This window comes from Clostridium sp. 19966 (assembly GCF_032335695.1).
Classification (GTDB): Bacteria; Bacillota; Clostridia; order Clostridiales; family Clostridiaceae; genus JACTOJ01.
Map to the genome: position 1 here is coordinate 35,649 of NZ_JACTOJ010000017.1, position 16,388 is coordinate 52,036.

The 16,388-nt window shown below is 30.1% G+C and carries 15 protein-coding genes; all 15 read left to right on the plus strand.

The window, feature by feature from the left end:
- Positions 1-2 precede the first annotated feature (2 nt).
- The gene (locus IAI10_RS16360) at positions 3-2,084 is read left to right on the plus strand and encodes a hypothetical protein (protein WP_315674371.1); all 2,082 of its coding nucleotides are present in this window, start codon (positions 3-5) and stop codon (positions 2,082-2,084) included.
- A 257-nt stretch (positions 2,085-2,341) separates the two neighbouring features.
- Complete coding sequence (locus IAI10_RS16365; RefSeq protein WP_315674372.1) at positions 2,342-2,752, plus strand: hypothetical protein; 411 nt, start codon at positions 2,342-2,344, stop codon at positions 2,750-2,752.
- A 160-nt stretch (positions 2,753-2,912) separates the two neighbouring features.
- On the plus strand, positions 2,913-3,425 hold the full coding sequence (locus IAI10_RS16370; RefSeq protein ID WP_315674373.1) for a cell wall hydrolase: 513 nt from the start codon (positions 2,913-2,915) through the stop codon (positions 3,423-3,425).
- A 42-nt stretch (positions 3,426-3,467) separates the two neighbouring features.
- Positions 3,468-3,968 carry a hypothetical protein gene (locus tag IAI10_RS16375; protein WP_315674374.1) on the plus strand — a complete coding sequence of 167 codons (501 nt, stop codon included), beginning with the start codon at positions 3,468-3,470 and terminating at the stop codon, positions 3,966-3,968.
- A complete protein-coding gene (locus tag IAI10_RS16380) occupies positions 3,955-4,908 on the plus strand; it encodes a hypothetical protein (protein WP_315674375.1) in 954 nt (317 codons plus the stop codon). The genes IAI10_RS16375 and IAI10_RS16380 overlap by 14 nt, the downstream gene beginning before the upstream one ends.
- A gap of 109 nt (positions 4,909-5,017) precedes the next feature.
- Positions 5,018-5,293: a helix-turn-helix domain-containing protein gene (locus IAI10_RS16385; RefSeq protein WP_315674376.1), complete on the plus strand. Its 276-nt coding sequence runs from the start codon at positions 5,018-5,020 to the stop codon at positions 5,291-5,293.
- Positions 5,280-6,170 carry a hypothetical protein gene (locus tag IAI10_RS16390; RefSeq protein ID WP_315674377.1) on the plus strand — a complete coding sequence of 297 codons (891 nt, stop codon included), beginning with the start codon at positions 5,280-5,282 and terminating at the stop codon, positions 6,168-6,170. The genes IAI10_RS16385 and IAI10_RS16390 overlap by 14 nt, the downstream gene beginning before the upstream one ends.
- Positions 6,171-6,287: 117 nt before the next feature.
- The gene (locus IAI10_RS16395) at positions 6,288-6,551 is read left to right on the plus strand and encodes a hypothetical protein (protein WP_315674378.1); all 264 of its coding nucleotides are present in this window, start codon (positions 6,288-6,290) and stop codon (positions 6,549-6,551) included.
- A 183-nt stretch (positions 6,552-6,734) separates the two neighbouring features.
- Positions 6,735-9,992, plus strand: coding sequence for a GBS Bsp-like repeat-containing protein (locus IAI10_RS16400; protein WP_315674379.1), 3,258 nt, complete (start codon positions 6,735-6,737; stop codon positions 9,990-9,992).
- A gap of 57 nt (positions 9,993-10,049) precedes the next feature.
- Entirely contained in the window at positions 10,050-11,099 is a 1,050-nt protein-coding gene (locus IAI10_RS16405) for a GGDEF domain-containing protein (protein ID WP_315674380.1), read from the plus strand.
- 124 nt (positions 11,100-11,223) lie between these two features.
- Positions 11,224-11,742, plus strand: coding sequence for an HD domain-containing phosphohydrolase (locus tag IAI10_RS16410; RefSeq protein WP_315674381.1), 519 nt, complete (start codon positions 11,224-11,226; stop codon positions 11,740-11,742).
- Between the two features lie 173 nt (positions 11,743-11,915).
- On the plus strand, positions 11,916-12,110 hold the full coding sequence (locus IAI10_RS16415) for a helix-turn-helix domain-containing protein (protein WP_315674382.1): 195 nt from the start codon (positions 11,916-11,918) through the stop codon (positions 12,108-12,110).
- Entirely contained in the window at positions 12,110-13,255 is a 1,146-nt protein-coding gene (locus tag IAI10_RS16420; protein ID WP_315674383.1) for a ParM/StbA family protein, read from the plus strand. Before IAI10_RS16415 ends, IAI10_RS16420 begins: the two co-directional genes overlap by 1 nt.
- A 22-nt stretch (positions 13,256-13,277) precedes the next feature.
- Positions 13,278-13,721: a hypothetical protein gene (locus IAI10_RS16425; protein ID WP_315674384.1), complete on the plus strand. Its 444-nt coding sequence runs from the start codon at positions 13,278-13,280 to the stop codon at positions 13,719-13,721.
- Between the two features lie 838 nt (positions 13,722-14,559).
- Complete coding sequence (locus tag IAI10_RS16430; RefSeq protein ID WP_315674385.1) at positions 14,560-16,362, plus strand: hypothetical protein; 1,803 nt, start codon at positions 14,560-14,562, stop codon at positions 16,360-16,362.
- Positions 16,363-16,388 lie beyond the last annotated feature (26 nt).

Here is a 16,388-nt window from a genome sequence, read left to right on the forward strand (position 1 = left end):
GCGTGAACGTTGAATTTAAGATAATTATTGCCTTGTGGGCAGCATTTTTTTTATATCAAGCATTTTTATTTGTTAATAATAAAAATAGAAAAAAGAGCAAAATAAGCAGAAAGGTTTCTGATTTTTTCAGTATAATATATGGTTATTTAACTAAAATCCCTATATTAAAAAATGATATAAAGAGAGTTAGACAGAGATTATATAATAACAATTTATGGGATGACGATATATTGAATTTTAAAGTAGCTCTTTATTATGTAACAGCATGGTTTATCGCATTAGTTAGTTTTACATTTGTTTGCATTTATTTCAAAGATGATAGTTTTGAAATAGTTATATTATCCCCATTTTGTTATTATCTCAAGATAATATTGCTAGAACATTTTATAGGAAATGATATAGAGCTATTAACAGGATTACATGAATTTAATGAGGATCTAATTCCTGATTATCAGCACCATCAAGATATTGATAAAGCTGTTGAGCAAGCTCAAGATGAAAATAGCAGTTTAATTACGATAAACCATATAATAAATATGAAATCGGCTATTGATGACGGCGATGTATTAGAGGAGTATATTAATTCACCTAACAATATTTATTTAAAGCTTGATGCTTTAAATTGCCATTTAACTAATGAATTTGGAGATACGTTTAGTAATGAAAATGAATCAGTTTTCATGGCCAATATAAAGCATTTTAACAAATTAATAAACATGGATATATTTAAAATAAGAGCTATTATGCATAGGATTGGAAATGGAGCGTTTACATGTATAGCACCTTTGCTGGCGTTTAAACCATTAGAGATGTGGTTTGATAAGTGTCTTCCAGAGGCAAACATTTTTTATAAAAGTAGCATGAATTTTATATTGAAAATTTTATTGACTATACTTTGCACTGCTATGTTTTTTATAGTTAGAAACTTATCTAATGTAGATCAAGCAAGCGACTTAGAAAAGAAATATTTATGGGAAGAAAAGCTATTGAATATAAAAATATTTAGCAAATTTATTAGTTTTATTATACCTAAAAGAGATTCAAAAAAGTATTACTATTACCGGAAATTAATTGCTAGATCACAGATAAAAACTAAAATAGAATGGGTATTTGTACAAAAAACTGTGATATTTTTAGCAGCATTTATATTTTCCCTAACAGCTGCTTTTTCGGCACATAAAATAAATTATGGAAATATGTTAGATAATACGACCTTTAGCATGGGACAAACCATAATAACAGTAAGCGGCGAGCAAAAAAATACAGATGAGTTGGAGAGAAAAATTATAAATAGCATAGGTCTGCAAAAAGATAAAGTTATAAATAAAACAACTGAGATTAGAAATATGTTGCTATCGCAAGGATTAGATGATAATGATGAAACTACAAAGTTAGCCGAAAAAATAAATAATAAGTTAATTAATATAAACAATGAACATGTCAGATTGTATGAAATCTTGATATGTTTATTTTTTTCGTTTATATCAACGATAGCACCTAATTTATATTTAAAATTCAAAATAAAAACAAATAAGTTATCAATGAATTCTGAGGTAATGCTATTAGAAACGGTAGTTTTAATATTGATGAATTTTGAAAATACAAATATAGAGTTAGTTTTGAATTATTGGAGCAAGTTTGCTAAGCAATTCAAAATTCCTATTGATAATGCTATTTATAGGCTACAAAAAGGTACCGATGAAGCACTTAATAATGTAATAGTAGACAGTACTGATAATAGTCTATTAAAAAATACAATAAATGAAGAAGAAATATTAGATGATCTCATTGAAAAGGTGGATTTTAAGCCATTTAAAAATTTAATTAAGAACTTACAAAAAACAGAAGATATTAGTTTTGTACAGGCCTTTTCAAACTTAAGTACACACAGAAATGATTATGCTAAAAACAGAGAGGAGGATGATGAAAGAGAAATTAGTAGGAGGGTTTCAGTAGCTGAAAGATTATGCAGAATTGCGTATTGGAGCGTTGTAATCTTATATATGCTAGTACCTTTGATGGTAGTAACTCTTTATAAAGCTTCAGATATCATATCTCAGGTATCAGCAGGAATCCCCAAATAATTTATATTTTACGAGGTGAGAGCATGCAAGAGAGAGAAATATCAACAAAGGAATCGATAATAATTATTTCAATTTTGATTATAGCTACTTGTATTCTCATAAAATTGAGTCTATAACAGCTTGTATCTACAAAAAAATATACTAGATATATGAAAGGAGGTGGTTTATATGTGAAGGAGATTAGTATAAATAATTCAATAAATATTATTAATCATTTTAACAGTATACATACTGTTTAATTTTAGGAGGTATAGAATATGAAAGCGGTAGAAGAAGGAACACATGGGTCAGTAGGGATAATATTAACATTAGGAGTAATCACTTTTTTTGTAGCAATTTTTGGGTTATCTGGACCATTAAGAACTTTGGCCAGTTCAAATTTAAAATCAACAGTACAGAGTTTTACTGCAAGTACATTTAGTAATTATGATAATACTGAAATTAATGGTAGTGAGGTAATTAGTGCTATAAACACAAAAGCTTCATCAGATTTAAGTGTAATAGTAAAGACTAAGTCTGATACAGTTGGCAAGAAGTATAATACTGGAAGCTACAATATATCAGATAGTTCAGATCCAGATTATATCGAAGGAGAAGCTACTTTTACTTCAGTATTAGGCAAAACGACAAATGGAACCATAATTTCTATAACATTTACTCAGCAGTAATTAACATTCCATAAGTAGTAGTTAAACATTAACTACTACTTATGGAAAAATATTAAAGGTGATTATTTTGAGAAAGATTTTTGTGTTTTTTACTATTTTATTAACTATATTTTTAATATTAAATATTAGCAATAAACAAAGGAGTACCCAGGGTAAGGAAATGGATAGTTTGTTAAGAATAAAGCCTAAAAATAGTAATGATAATGAATATATTATTTTAAATGATTTTGAAGATGAAAATAGCAGGAATGGTCCTGAGATAATAGATTTTATAAATAATAAGTCAAAGTCTCCGGCAACTCAAGCAAATGTAGAAGATATTAAATTATTGGCTAGGTTAATTGAAAGTGAAGCTGGAGGAGAGTCTTATGAAGGAAAACTTGCTGTTGGAAGCGTAGTTATAAACAGGAGTAAAGAGGATAAAAAAACTATAAGGGATGTAATATATTTTCCTGGGCAATTTGAAGGAATAAGCAGTATTAATTTCAATATAGAACCAAGCAGTGAGTCAATTAATGCTGCAAATGAAGTTGTGGGAGGTAAAGATATTATTCCAGATGCATATTATTATGCTAATTTGCAGATATGTGAAGCTAGGCATATAAGGCCTAGCTTTGCTGTTGAAAGTAAATTCATTGAAAGGATAGGCAATCACTGGTTCTTCAAAAAATAATTAAGATATATCGGTAAAGATTTAGATGTGAGGAGGAATACAATGGTTAATCCACTGGCAGAAATAGCAATAAGTATTTTACTAACGTTTGGACTATTAGCAGGACCAATACATAATACATTTTACACAACCGATACAGCCATAAATAATCAAGTAAAGAGAAGTATAAATGAATTTCAAAAACAAGTAAGAAATAATGGATATGTAGATTTAGATACTTTTAAAAGCTTTATGAGCGAAATGGACACTACTAAAAGAGTATATAAAGTTGAATTATTGCATAGCAGCAAATTAATATACCCTAATGGCACTAATGACACTAAGGTTCTATATATAAAGCATGGCAACAAAGAAATACTTAAGCAAATTTATTCTGGACAGAAATATTATATGAGATATGGCGATGATTTTTCGATAACAGTGACTGAAACCCAAGTGGAACCAAGTAGGCTACTAGAATATAGTTTATATCAAAATTCAGGTGGCTTTAATAAGTACTTGAGCTTCAGCAATGGAGGAATGGTAGAAAATGAGGCAAATTAGCTTAATTGCAATTGTATTATTTATGATATTATTTTTCCCTTTAAATATTGATATGACTGCAATGACAAATGCTGAAGATTTAAAGTATGATTATTCAGAGGCAGTAGATAATGCTACAAGCGATGCTGCCAATGCTCTACTTATGGATAATAACGATGAACTGATGGAACTACAAGCTAACGGTGGGGCTGCTTTATACTCAAGTTTAAATTTAGACGAAGGACTAAAAAGATTTCAAAGATCATTATATCTAAATTTAAGAATAGAAGAAAATTATGCCGCACAACAAGCACTACAGAATAAAATCCCTATAATTATAGCAGCAGGATATGATGGATACTACATTCATTCATGGATGGAACAGAAGATTAAGGGTAGTGTCAAGTATACAAATGATTGGACAAATAAAAAGCTATATGAAATACTTGATACTAAATTAAATATAAAAATTAGGTTTACTATGGATAATTATGTCTATATTCAGGATTTATCTTCTGGACAAAAATATGAAGGAGATAAAAGTAAATTTGAGAGTAAATATCCTAATTATTTTGGTGAAAAGTTTGAAAAAATAAGATCGCAGGTTATAAATCAGGTTATTCAAAGAGACCTACAGTATTATACATATAACAGTAATAAAGTAGCAAAATTAAATGGTTGGCAACTTGCTTTCAATATACCGTATTGGGGGAATAGATCAATAACTTCAGTTAGTTTTATTGCATTTTTACAAGGAGAAATCAGTAGGGGAGTATCTAACTATAATACATATGGATTTGGAACTGCAAAAATATATCAGAGAAAACCTATTTATGGATATGAAATGAATGGCAAAAAGTATTACTCAAATAATATGACTGGGGATAATATAACATCATTTTTTGATGAATACGAGGCAGCTCAAAACGGATATTTCCCAGACCCTAAATATTACAAATAAAAATACGAAAAATTTACCATAAGCTATTTACAAATTGTAGAGCAAGTGTTAATATTGAAATATAATACAATATATATTGAATTATATTTCAATATTAGTGGAGAGAAATATGGAAAGAAGCGAATACTATGAATATATTGCTGCATTAAAGGATTTAACAACATATCATTATAAAATATGGATGTTGTTAAAGGGGAAATCATACAGCCAGTCTCAGATTTCAAAAATCTTATATGTTGATCCGCAAAGGATCAATAGAGCCATGAAGGATTTATTAAAACGTGGGATAGTAAGTGTAGACAGAATCGAAGGAAGAAACAAATTTTTCAGGTTAACCGATATAGATAAAATAGTTAGGGAGGGAATCAATAATGAAGATAATTGAGCTTTTAAAAAAATTTCCACAAGTTTTACATGCTTCAGTAAAAGTTAAAGTAATTGCTATGGCTACGGTGGCAGTAGTAGGTGTAGGGGGAGTTACGACTGCAGCTGTAATTGTTAAAAATAACACACAAAATACGCCAAAAGCAGAAGCTACAGCGAAGGCCGATACAAAGGATATTAATGTCACATCAGATATTGGAAAAAACAATGAAGATCAATCACAGGCTCAAAGTTTAGATTCTAATCAGCAAAATCAACCTACAACTCAGACTCAATCTCAAAGTAATAATTCAAATACACCAAATGAAGCTAATAGCCAGAAGGCGGCTTCAACAGATACTTCTTCAAATACTACAAATTCTAATAATAGTTCAACAAAAAAAACTTCTTCAGCAGCTACAAGTTCAATAACACAGGCTTCTGCACCAGCAGCAACGCCCAAAACTAGTCCAACACCAGCACCAGCTCCAGCCCCTAAGCCAGCCCCTACACCAGCTCCAGCGCCTACCAGGCAGAGCGGAATTGATGAGGATCTTACTAACCAAATAAATAATCAGTATACTATTCCGGTATATGAAAGAAATAAACAAGATCCAAGGACCCAGTCTTTGGTGAAATTAGCTAGATCCGTTGTAACCGGCAATCTAGTTATTCCTGATGATGTGAAGAATGAATGGTGTCCTTATACAAGCGATCCAAGTACTAAATTTAAATACATTAAGTATTCGGTAAACGTAGTAACAGGTGAAAGTCAATATTATTATACTCGTTTTCCTGAACAACCAGGAGCGAAAAATGGATTTAATTACGTAGTAGCGTATTGGGATGCATCAATAAATAATTATAAGATGTATTATATTAAAATCCAGCTACTTTAATTTGGTATCTAATAAGTTTTTCAAGAATATATTAATGGCTATTTTACAGATTCATAAATTTACAATATAGTTGATTAAAGTTTGCATATACTATAAACATAGTCAAGGAGATAAGAAATGAGATTTGATATTAGTGTAATAAAATCTTACTGGAATTTTTTTAAGATATTTCATGATGGCTCAGATGTTTGGAGTTGGGTGATAGGCAAAATAGCAAGAGGCTATGACGAAGTGGACAGCAATGGCTATTATGGGTATGAAGAAGAATCAAACCTATTTAAATTGTTATTAGCTCCGTTCAAAATAATTATTTTAATTACAGTTATAATAACAAAAATAGTATTTTTGCCTACAGCAGTATTATTCTCTATAAAATTTTGAGATTCTGATAAGGAATAAATCCAAATACAATATGATTTTAAATTAAAAGGTTAAAATTCGTGTTAGAAATCTGCAGTAAATTTATTAAAATCAACATAATTTCTATGATCCTCAAAGGAATCTAGTTGCGTATGCAGCTAGATTTTTATTTTGCAAAAAAATTAACAGGAGGCAGATTATGCTATGAAGTATAAACAAGTATTTATAGGAGCTTTTATTGTGTTTATTATGCTTATAGTCCCACACCAAACAGTTAAAGCTTCAGATGATTATAGAACATATTACTCTGATGGTACTTATGAATATATGCTAGGATTGAACTTTATTTTATCAAATAATCCTAATGATTCTAGATTGCAGGATAATCCAACTACGTCTGGAATAATAGATAATAATAATTTAAGAGATGCTTCTACACAATTGCATAATGATGATAGAAGGGGATGGGTATGGGTAAATGATATTTGGATGGACTGGAATAATTGGGATCAATATTTTAAAAATGGGTATAGCGAGTATGTAAATGGCTATGATCCTACATATGTAGCAAATGTAGTTCCAGGAGTTCAAGATGGAGGTTCAGCTATTTATACTGAAGATGGCGTTACTTGGAACAGATATAGAAGGGCAGTATTAATGATATATAGAAGGCCGCTGCCGAATGCAAATGTTAAGGATACATATATAGATCAAATAAATGGTAATAATTATATAAATGGAGATACTGTATGGATAAGGTCAGATTCAACAGTTCATTATAAAAATAGAAATGTTGCTGTACAAAACGCTTCAAATTCGCAAGGAGCTCAATGGGACCCAAATATAAAACAATCTATTATTCATATTTCATCTACTAATGGAGCTGTAAATTTTCAAAAATTATTTGATGGACCATCTAATAATGCTTCAAATTATAATAACACGACAGGATCTGATATGGTTACTGGAATAGGTATAGTAGATAAAAATTCAGTTAATTATTCGGTTAATGGTACTACGCTAAGTGTTAATAGTATGCTCGTTCAAGAAGACATAAAGCCAGGACGAAACAATATAGACATGACATTATCATCAGTTGGAATTGAAAAATATGGACATTGGAGTTCGTGGCAGGATTATTTTGCTGTGAACGGACAAGCAGGAAGCTTCAGATGGGTTAAAACAGATGACGATGCGCCTAATGCATATAACTTTACAATAGCAAATATAACAGATAGCGGATATGACGCTTATATATTTGGAGTAAGTGATAGTAGGTCTGGTGTTAAAACTGTGAATTTTGAAACATGGACTAAAAGTGATCAATCGGATAAAAAGACTTATTCTGGCGTAGATAAAGGAAACGGTACATGGATGGTTCATATTGATAAAAGAGACTTCAGCAATTCTATGGGGACATACCATACGCATGTTTATCCTGAAGATAATTTATCTAACAGAACTGATAGAGGAGGCAGAGATGATATAAATCTAGTTCCAGGGCCTAGTGGTGAGAATGGCGGTGAAATAACATTTGTGCCAAATTCAACAGACTGGACCAATGCAGGGAATCCTAATGGCTATCCAGTAAAAGTATCTTGTAGCAAACCATCACTTATAAATAATTGGGTTCAGCATTATACAAAAACAATATTGATAGATTCCTGGAATTCATCCTACGATGCTAGTAGCGGATCATATAATAATACTGTGCATCATACTTTTACATTAACAGATGATGTTTGGGTCCCATTTGGAGTCAAATACACTTTAGGGACAATAAATGTCACAGGCAATAGTTATCCATCAACGATAGATAGTGGAGGGACTGTATATGTAAAAGAAGGAAAAGCTCAGGTATTAAACGCAAGTTCTAGATATATTGAAAATCAGGAAAATCCGGCAACACCAGCTGTATCTGATGTATCTAGTGGAGACAATAATAATGGCAGCAAAACGACGGCTTCTGTTAGTAAATCAAGTAAAATAGACAAGTTTGATGTGCCTCAAAATCCTGTAGGTACTTCTGGCCAATATAACATAGACTATACAAAAACAGATATTCAAATAAATAAGCCAGATAAGTGGATTAATAATCCAACGCCATATATTTTAAACATAAAATCTACAGATAACTTGAGTGGATTTAATGAAAACTCTAAAGTAGATATAAAGGATTCTAGCCACTTTAATAGACAAGAGGTTGTAGATGTATTACCTTATTCTCTATTAAGCTATAATAAGAATTTTACGCTAATAGACGGTATGTATAATGTTAACGTAGAATCTGATGATATTGCAGGAAATAATAATAATGATAATGCAACTTATTTAATAGATTCAACAGCTCCGCAGGTAGATTTCAATATAGCTCCTGGAATATTTTCTACAGCAGCGGGAGCAGTCGAAAAAACTAGTCAACAAGGCAGTGGTAATGGCTTATATGGTAAGCTGACATATTCAGATAATTTATCAGGTTGCGCCAAATTACAGTATTTATGGACGTATGGTGTTACGGAATCAAGTGAATATAAAGACTTATATAATAGCGATTATACTAAAACAGATAGAAGCAGTGAGAAATTAAACAGTGATATAGAAAAGCCAGTTGGAGATAACCTTTATCTTCATATAAAGCTGTATGATATGGCAGGAAATCTAACTACAAAAGTTTTTGGACCGTATGAAGATCCAGTAAAAATGCATGATTTCGAAGTTACTGACATAAGAGATCCTATTTGGCATAGTGTTTTTTGGAAGAGTGATGATTTTACTCAACCTACAGGAATAAAATTTGGAGCTAATAAACTTCCTATTGACGAAGATAGCCATCCAACAATAAAAAATACAGCACCTAAATTGGGATATGCATTTTTCTTTGATTTAACGACGAATTATCTATATAGAGACAATGATAGGATAGAGATAACTCCTCATTTCTATTATTGGGATGGTAAAAATCGTATGCCGGTAGATGTTTATTATATTAAGAGTGGTAAATTTTATGGACTGAATGATCCTTTTAATATTACATTAAAAACGAAGCTTGGAGATGTATTGATAGCTAACAACTTTAATAAACTTACACTTACGAAAGGTGTTAGGATAGATCAGGGGCAAGATTGGTCGAGTTGGAAAAACGATATTCAATATTCTAATGGTAAAACTCAATGGTGGTACGGAGAATATTTCATTCCGGATAGCGCTATATTTGTTAAGCATGGCGCTGAATTAAAACCAGAAAACTATCTAAAAGGTGATCATCTGATAGTAAACTTTGATATTATAGCTTATAAAAATGGTATTGAAACATTAAGCCAAGATCAAATTTCAACTTATACAGAGCAATTATGGAAATCTGAAGGATCTCCTAAAAATTTAGTGTATGAACCTGGAGATGTTATGGTATATAAAACTAAATATAATGTTCTTAGCAACTTTAGGGCAAATGTAATTCAATAAATTTAAGCTCCCACAAAAATTAAGTGGGGGCTTTATTAAGTTTAGCGGGGGATTGAAATGGTAATTATATTATTAATAATTATATTATTTGTTAGTGTAATAATTTATGTGGATCGTAAAAATAAATATCAAAAAAATGTTAATAGCATGTTGAAGGAAATAATAAATATTAGTCTTAAGAAAAATGAGGAATATGATATTACAAATAGCTATTATTCAATTATAAAAATATTAAAGAAATACTATAATATTGACTTCTGTACGATATTTAATAAAAAGATAGAAGCTGCAGATAACTATGAATATGAAATCGTCAGCACAAATGTCAGCGGATTATTCACGGAAGATATTCAGGAATATGTTAATAAGAAAATACCTGGTATGGCTGAAGAAGCAGAAATTATGGAATCAAATAATACTCTGTCATATGTTTCTGCTGAAAGGCGAGGAGTAAAGTTTAGTTATCTGATTCCATTAAACCAGAATAATGGTGCAATATACATAGAAAATATAAATAAATTTAAATATGACAAGGAAATTTTTCTTGTGGTTGCAGAAATAATAAGTTTAGTTATAGAAAACTTTAACTATACTAACCAGATATCTGAACTGGCCATGAAAGACACTTTGACCAAGGTATACAATAGAAATTATATGCAAAAGCATCTTACAGAAAAAATTAATGGAAATAGGAAATTTTCTTTAGTACTTGGGGATATAGATTATTTTAAAAAAATAAATGATACTTATGGCCATACTGCAGGAGATATAGTTTTAAAGACTATTAGCAAGTTAATCCAGGATAAACTAGGAGAGCAAGACAGAATTTATCGATATGGCGGCGAGGAATTTCTAATATATTTTGATAATAACACAGAAAAGAAATCATTAAGTGTTATGGAGCTAATAAGAAAAGAAATTGAGACGACTTCAATATTATGTGAAGCAGAACTTATAAATGTGACAATGAGCTTTGGAATATATCAATTTGATAAAGAAAATTCAATAGGGAAAGCAATAGAAAAGGCCGATAAGGCCTTATATTTTTCTAAGGATAATGGTAGAAATCAAATAACGCTCTACTCTGATATAAATAGGAGGGGATAGGGATTGAAAGAAAGTAGTTTTATTATATTTGCGATTATTGGATTTTTATCAGTCTTTGCTGCTATATACATATCATTTAAATCAGGAATAATTGTAATGATATAACGGAAGTTAAGGTGATAATATGGATTTGATGGAACATATGTGGAATGTTAGAAGTATAAGCAAGTCTATAGCTAAATCTATTCATTTAGATGCAAAAGCTATCAAAGAAATAGAAACAGCAGCATACTTACATGATGTTGGAAAGTTTATAATTCCTAATTATATTCTTTATAAAGATCATAAGCTCAATGAACAAGAATTTAGCATAATGAAGCAACATTCTATTATTGGAGCAAATGTACTATCTGAAAAAAAGTTTTCAGATGGTGTGATAAAAGCAGTAAAGCATCATCACGAGAGATATGATGGCTTAGGTTATCCAGATGGACTGAAAGGAAATGAAATACCTTTTAATGCGCGTATAATCGCCGTAGCGGATGCTTTTGATGCAATGGTAAGCAACAGGTGCTATAAATCAAATATAAGCGTAGAAATGGCCATAAAAGAGATATTAATAAATTCGGGAACACAGTTTGATCCATACATTGCACAGATATTCTCAAATATATTAAAAAATAAAAAATCTAGTTTGACATAATATAACGAATAAATAATTCCTTAAATATTGTTGACAATGGAATATAAGCAATATAAAATATAAATAAGCATAAAAACATATAAAAAATATTAAAATGCATAAAAAGCATAAATACGAGCAAAAGCAATAAAAAATGACAAAAACAATATTTGCAAGAGGAAAGGAGTTGGATTATGACAGACTCAAATTTAATTAAGACAACAGAACTATGTGAATGGTTGCAGATTACTCCATCTACAGCATTGAGATGGAGAAATGAAGGCATGCCGTTTATTGGTAAGGGAAAGGTATTAAGATACAATAAAAAAGATGTAAAGGAATGGTTGGACAAGCAAAATAAAAAAGAAAATAAGGAGGATGAGTTGTAATGCAAGTTACTAAAAAAATAGGCGCTGATGCGGGAAATGATTCATTAAAACTTTATTTAGAAGAAGAAAATTATGAAGGTAAAAAAGAACTTGAGGTAATGAATGTTATCGCCCCAGGATATAAAAGAAGAACATTGGGAACAGAAAAGGGGCATTTATCAAACTTGTTAGATGTGACAATACAAAGTGAAGGCAAGGAACTTGGAAGATACTTTGTAGGTGGGTTGGCATTTAAAGAAAATAGAGAAGACCTTATAGAAAAAAGTAAAAAAGATAAGAAAGCTAAGAGTTTAGATACTATAATTTTAATAATGACAGGGTGCGCATATGCTTTATATGATCCTAACAATCTAGAAAAAACAGAAAATGTGGCACTAGGGACATTACTGCCAACTGAAGAATATTTTTATGAAGACGAAGATCTTGTAGAAATATTTGAAAAGAACTTTAAAGGAAAATCATATGAGGTTACATTTAATTCGCCTGCTTTTAATGGTGCAAAAATTACTATCAATATAGTTGATGACGAGATTACACCTGAAAGTGCAGCAGGTCACTTAGCTGTAGTTTATAATGCTGAAGGTGGATTTAATGAAGGAATGGAGAAGTTTAAGGATGAGACTATAATTGGCATATTTATAGGTAGTATAACAACTGAAATATCGGTATTCCAAAATGGAGAATTTTTAGACAAAGGATTCAAAGGAATTCCATTAGGAACATCAGATCCTTTGGATAAAATTTTATATGATTTAGGACTTTTAGATATAATGTCTAGGCATCAATTAGATTTTACTATTAGAAATAATAAAAAGTTGATCGCTAATATAAATGGTAAGACTGAAGATATGACGGAAAAACTTAAAATCAGCAAAGAAAGAAGATTTAATGAGTTTGTAAAGACTCTAGTAAATAGAATTAATAATAGACTGGCACCAAGTGGAATAAACATAGAGCTTGCCAATAGGATTAATATGGGCGGTGGAGGATCAATAACATGTTTTGATAGCTTTAAAAAAGAATTCAATGCTGGCAATACAGAACTAGTGAAAAATGCTAGATTTGCTAATGCACTAGGGGCATTATATAGCATAGTATCAAAGCAAAATGATAAGGAAGCTGCTGCGGACGAAGTTCTGGGATAAATTAAGTTAGGAGTAGGTATGAATGAATGAAGGTGAGAAGCAAAAGAAAAAAAAATATCAGCGAGGCGAGGTAGTATCCTTCAGATTATCAAAAAAACTCTCCTATAGTGATGAAATAATAGACTTTATAAATGATGCTAATGAAAAAGACCAGCTAAATATTGAGCTTGTAAATGCTATAGAAGTATATATAAAGTATAAAAAGTTTGATTTAGATATTTTGATAGGTGGAAAAAAGATAGAGAAAAAAGAAAAGCTTAATGAAATTGATGAATTTGAAATCTCAGATAAGCATACTTCAAATGATAAAATAGAAAATAAGAAAGAAATTGATAATAGTGAAGAAGAGATATATAAAGACTTCGTTTCTGATCCTGCATTTGAGATATTTGATAATGAAAGCAAAATAGATAGCAACGAAAACGCTTTATCAAGTGCATTTAAGCCATTTAGAAGGAAAAGATAGAAAAAATAATTCGACACAAAACGACAATTAAAAGTGTAATACAGTTTTAAACAAGAAAAATCAAAGAACTTAGGGCAAAAAACAATAAAAGTGTAATACATTTTATTAATATGGAACAAAAACTGTATTACAGAATAGTTATATAATTAACAAAAGTGTAATACACAACAAAAGCATAAAAATCAAGGTATAAGCAACTTAAAATAGTTAAATTGTAATACAATTTTAAAATCAATGTCCAAAGTGTAATACAATTTCACTTAAAATATGATTATAACCCAGATATTGCACTAAAAAAAATGTATTACAATTTTTAAAAAAGGAAAAATAAAGAAATCTTCGACAAGTGCCTCAAAAGCTTGATATTGCACATTTTAAAAGAATTCTGTACAATATAAATATGCATTATATGAAATATAAATGCACAATGAGCTTAAATAAAATAAAAAGCTGCAGTATTGGCATACTACAGCAGACGAATTAAAAAATCGTATTAAATTATTCATCTGGTTAAGTTGGCAGCTTAACTAGATACACTCTAAAAAACTGGCAATTTTTTAGAGTAAGCTAAATGCTAATAAACTAGCATTAGCAAAATTAAATAACAGAATCTTGGCGTTTAATCCAAAAAAAACTTGGTGTTAAAGGCTTGGTTTTCTATTATCTAAAATAAGTTGAAACTCAAAAATTATTTACCTATGCAAATAAAAAAGTGAGCACATTTTTATTATATCCATTTTTGCGAAAAAAATAAAGGGTATAAACAAAAAAATGTAATACACTTTTTCCTAAAATATAAATACATTCGACATCAGCTATCGGAAAAAGGGGGAAACTAATGAAACTTATAGATGCATTTTGGACGTTAAAAGGTGAGAAATACCATTATGGAATAGTAGAAGTTATAGAAGGAGAAGATCTTTCCCAAAGTAGAGTTACGAAAAAGTATGAGACACACATTGAAAGAGCTCTTGAATATACAATGAAAAATAAGATTCTTAGCCATATGAGTATTCAGACATACAGCAGCTTTCTTAAAGAAAGACCAGGAAGAGAAGATTGGGAAAAAAAATATTATCCATTTGTTTTAGAATTTGAAGGCGATGGCAAGGAATATTTTGATGCGATCTATGAGGCAACTGTGTATGTTCAGTTTTTAATAACGGATTTAAATATACATAGAGATGATATACTGATAATGATAAATAATTCAAGATCCATTTATGTTAGTGTTAATCCTAAAGCATTTAATGCTAGGCCAGATAAGGATTTAAACTTAATATATGCGGAAATATATAGAAAAATAAAGGCAGCTATTGGCTTAATTCATGTTGATGAGTCTATAGTTACTTCTACATATAAACTTATGAAAACTCCAAATTGTTATTATAAAGGAGGATATTTTGTACCAATTGAAATAACTGAATTGATGAACCTCATGATCGGAGCTACTACAAAAGATGAATTAACGAATACCAGGAGGCCTTTAGATAAAGAAGTGCCTTCACAGTTAGCACTAAATTTTATAAAGTTGTATTCTGCAGCAGTAAAAAAAGTAAAAAGTAAAGGATACGTGGAAGAAGGTCCATTAGAAGCTAAACCATGCGGTACATGTATTAAATATTTAATGCAACATATGATTGAAAAAGGCCATAGAAACTATGGTTTAATTAGCGTTGGTATATATTTAAAAAGCATAGGATATACAAAAGATGAAGTTTATGAAAATTTAGTACAATTGGCAAGCTCTTGGAATCATGATGAAAGTCAGAGAAATATACGTTCTAAAGTAAATACGCTATTCAGGAAAAATTACAATTTTTCTTGTAGCTACGCGCAGGCTGTTTATCAGGATTTGGGCATAGAAACTATGTGCCAAGCATGTCCGAGAAATATAATAAACAGGCAAATGGTAAAGGTAGATGCAGTCCAAATTGATGCAAATATAATTAATGAATTATGGTCTAATAAAGCGAGTACAAGGCATTATTTATTATATCTGCAGATATTAGATAAAGACTTATTAAATATTATATTTAAACCTGAAGACTATGAGATTAAAGAAAGAACTTTAAAGGAGCTTTGCAAATTATGTTCACTAAAAATAAAAAATCATGGGGACAAAATTGAAATTAAATATACTGCTTCTAAAAAGCGTTATATTCTTCCTAGAGCCTTTATAAAGACTTCAAGTGTTGAATTAGGAGAATATATAAAGCATTATTTAAAACTCTTCGTAAAAGGCTATAAAGCTGTGGCAAAATTTATGTTTATAAGGCTTTCTATGGAGAATATTATGAAATTATTAGATTATACAGATATATCTAGTGTATACAAGCTAATAAATAAATTGAAAACATTAGGGCTTATAAAAGAAAAAAATACCTGTGATTATTGCCTATTCTATGAGAGCTATAAAATTATTGAACTTGATGCAACCAAAGCGCATGAACAAGATGATCAAGTAGCATCCGAAATATTAAATGAAGTTTATAAGGCTGTTGCTGGAGAGCAATTAAGTATAAATTTTGAAAATAACAAGATAATATTTAATTCCAATAGTATTAGAGATAAATATTTCAGCCGGAAAAAATTACGAGGCTCTCCAGGATCTGCTGGAGGTTCATCAGGGAGCAGCTGAAGATGAAAAAACACACATATTCCAAA

What these genes read in the sequence shown, in the direction of transcription:
- IAI10_RS16390 (WP_315674377.1), top strand. Translation starts at nt 5,280, where the DNA reads ATGAAGATAATTGAGCTTTTAAAAAAATTTCCACAAGTTTTACATGCT.
- IAI10_RS16425 (WP_315674384.1), top strand. Translation starts at nt 13,278, where the DNA reads ATGAATGAAGGTGAGAAGCAAAAGAAAAAAAAATATCAGCGAGGCGAG.
- IAI10_RS16400 (WP_315674379.1), top strand. Translation starts at nt 6,735, where the DNA reads ATGAAGTATAAACAAGTATTTATAGGAGCTTTTATTGTGTTTATTATG.
- IAI10_RS16415 (WP_315674382.1), top strand. Translation starts at nt 11,916, where the DNA reads ATGACAGACTCAAATTTAATTAAGACAACAGAACTATGTGAATGGTTG.
- IAI10_RS16385 (WP_315674376.1), top strand. Translation starts at nt 5,018, where the DNA reads ATGGAAAGAAGCGAATACTATGAATATATTGCTGCATTAAAGGATTTA.
- IAI10_RS16410 (WP_315674381.1), top strand. Translation starts at nt 11,224, where the DNA reads ATGGATTTGATGGAACATATGTGGAATGTTAGAAGTATAAGCAAGTCT.
- IAI10_RS16395 (WP_315674378.1), top strand. Translation starts at nt 6,288, where the DNA reads ATGAGATTTGATATTAGTGTAATAAAATCTTACTGGAATTTTTTTAAG.
- IAI10_RS16370 (WP_315674373.1), top strand. Translation starts at nt 2,913, where the DNA reads ATGGATAGTTTGTTAAGAATAAAGCCTAAAAATAGTAATGATAATGAA.
- IAI10_RS16365 (WP_315674372.1), top strand. Translation starts at nt 2,342, where the DNA reads ATGAAAGCGGTAGAAGAAGGAACACATGGGTCAGTAGGGATAATATTA.
- IAI10_RS16420 (WP_315674383.1), top strand. Translation starts at nt 12,110, where the DNA reads ATGCAAGTTACTAAAAAAATAGGCGCTGATGCGGGAAATGATTCATTA.
- IAI10_RS16380 (WP_315674375.1), top strand. Translation starts at nt 3,955, where the DNA reads ATGAGGCAAATTAGCTTAATTGCAATTGTATTATTTATGATATTATTT.
- IAI10_RS16375 (WP_315674374.1), top strand. Translation starts at nt 3,468, where the DNA reads ATGGTTAATCCACTGGCAGAAATAGCAATAAGTATTTTACTAACGTTT.
- IAI10_RS16430 (WP_315674385.1), top strand. Translation starts at nt 14,560, where the DNA reads ATGAAACTTATAGATGCATTTTGGACGTTAAAAGGTGAGAAATACCAT.
- IAI10_RS16405 (WP_315674380.1), top strand. Translation starts at nt 10,050, where the DNA reads ATGGTAATTATATTATTAATAATTATATTATTTGTTAGTGTAATAATT.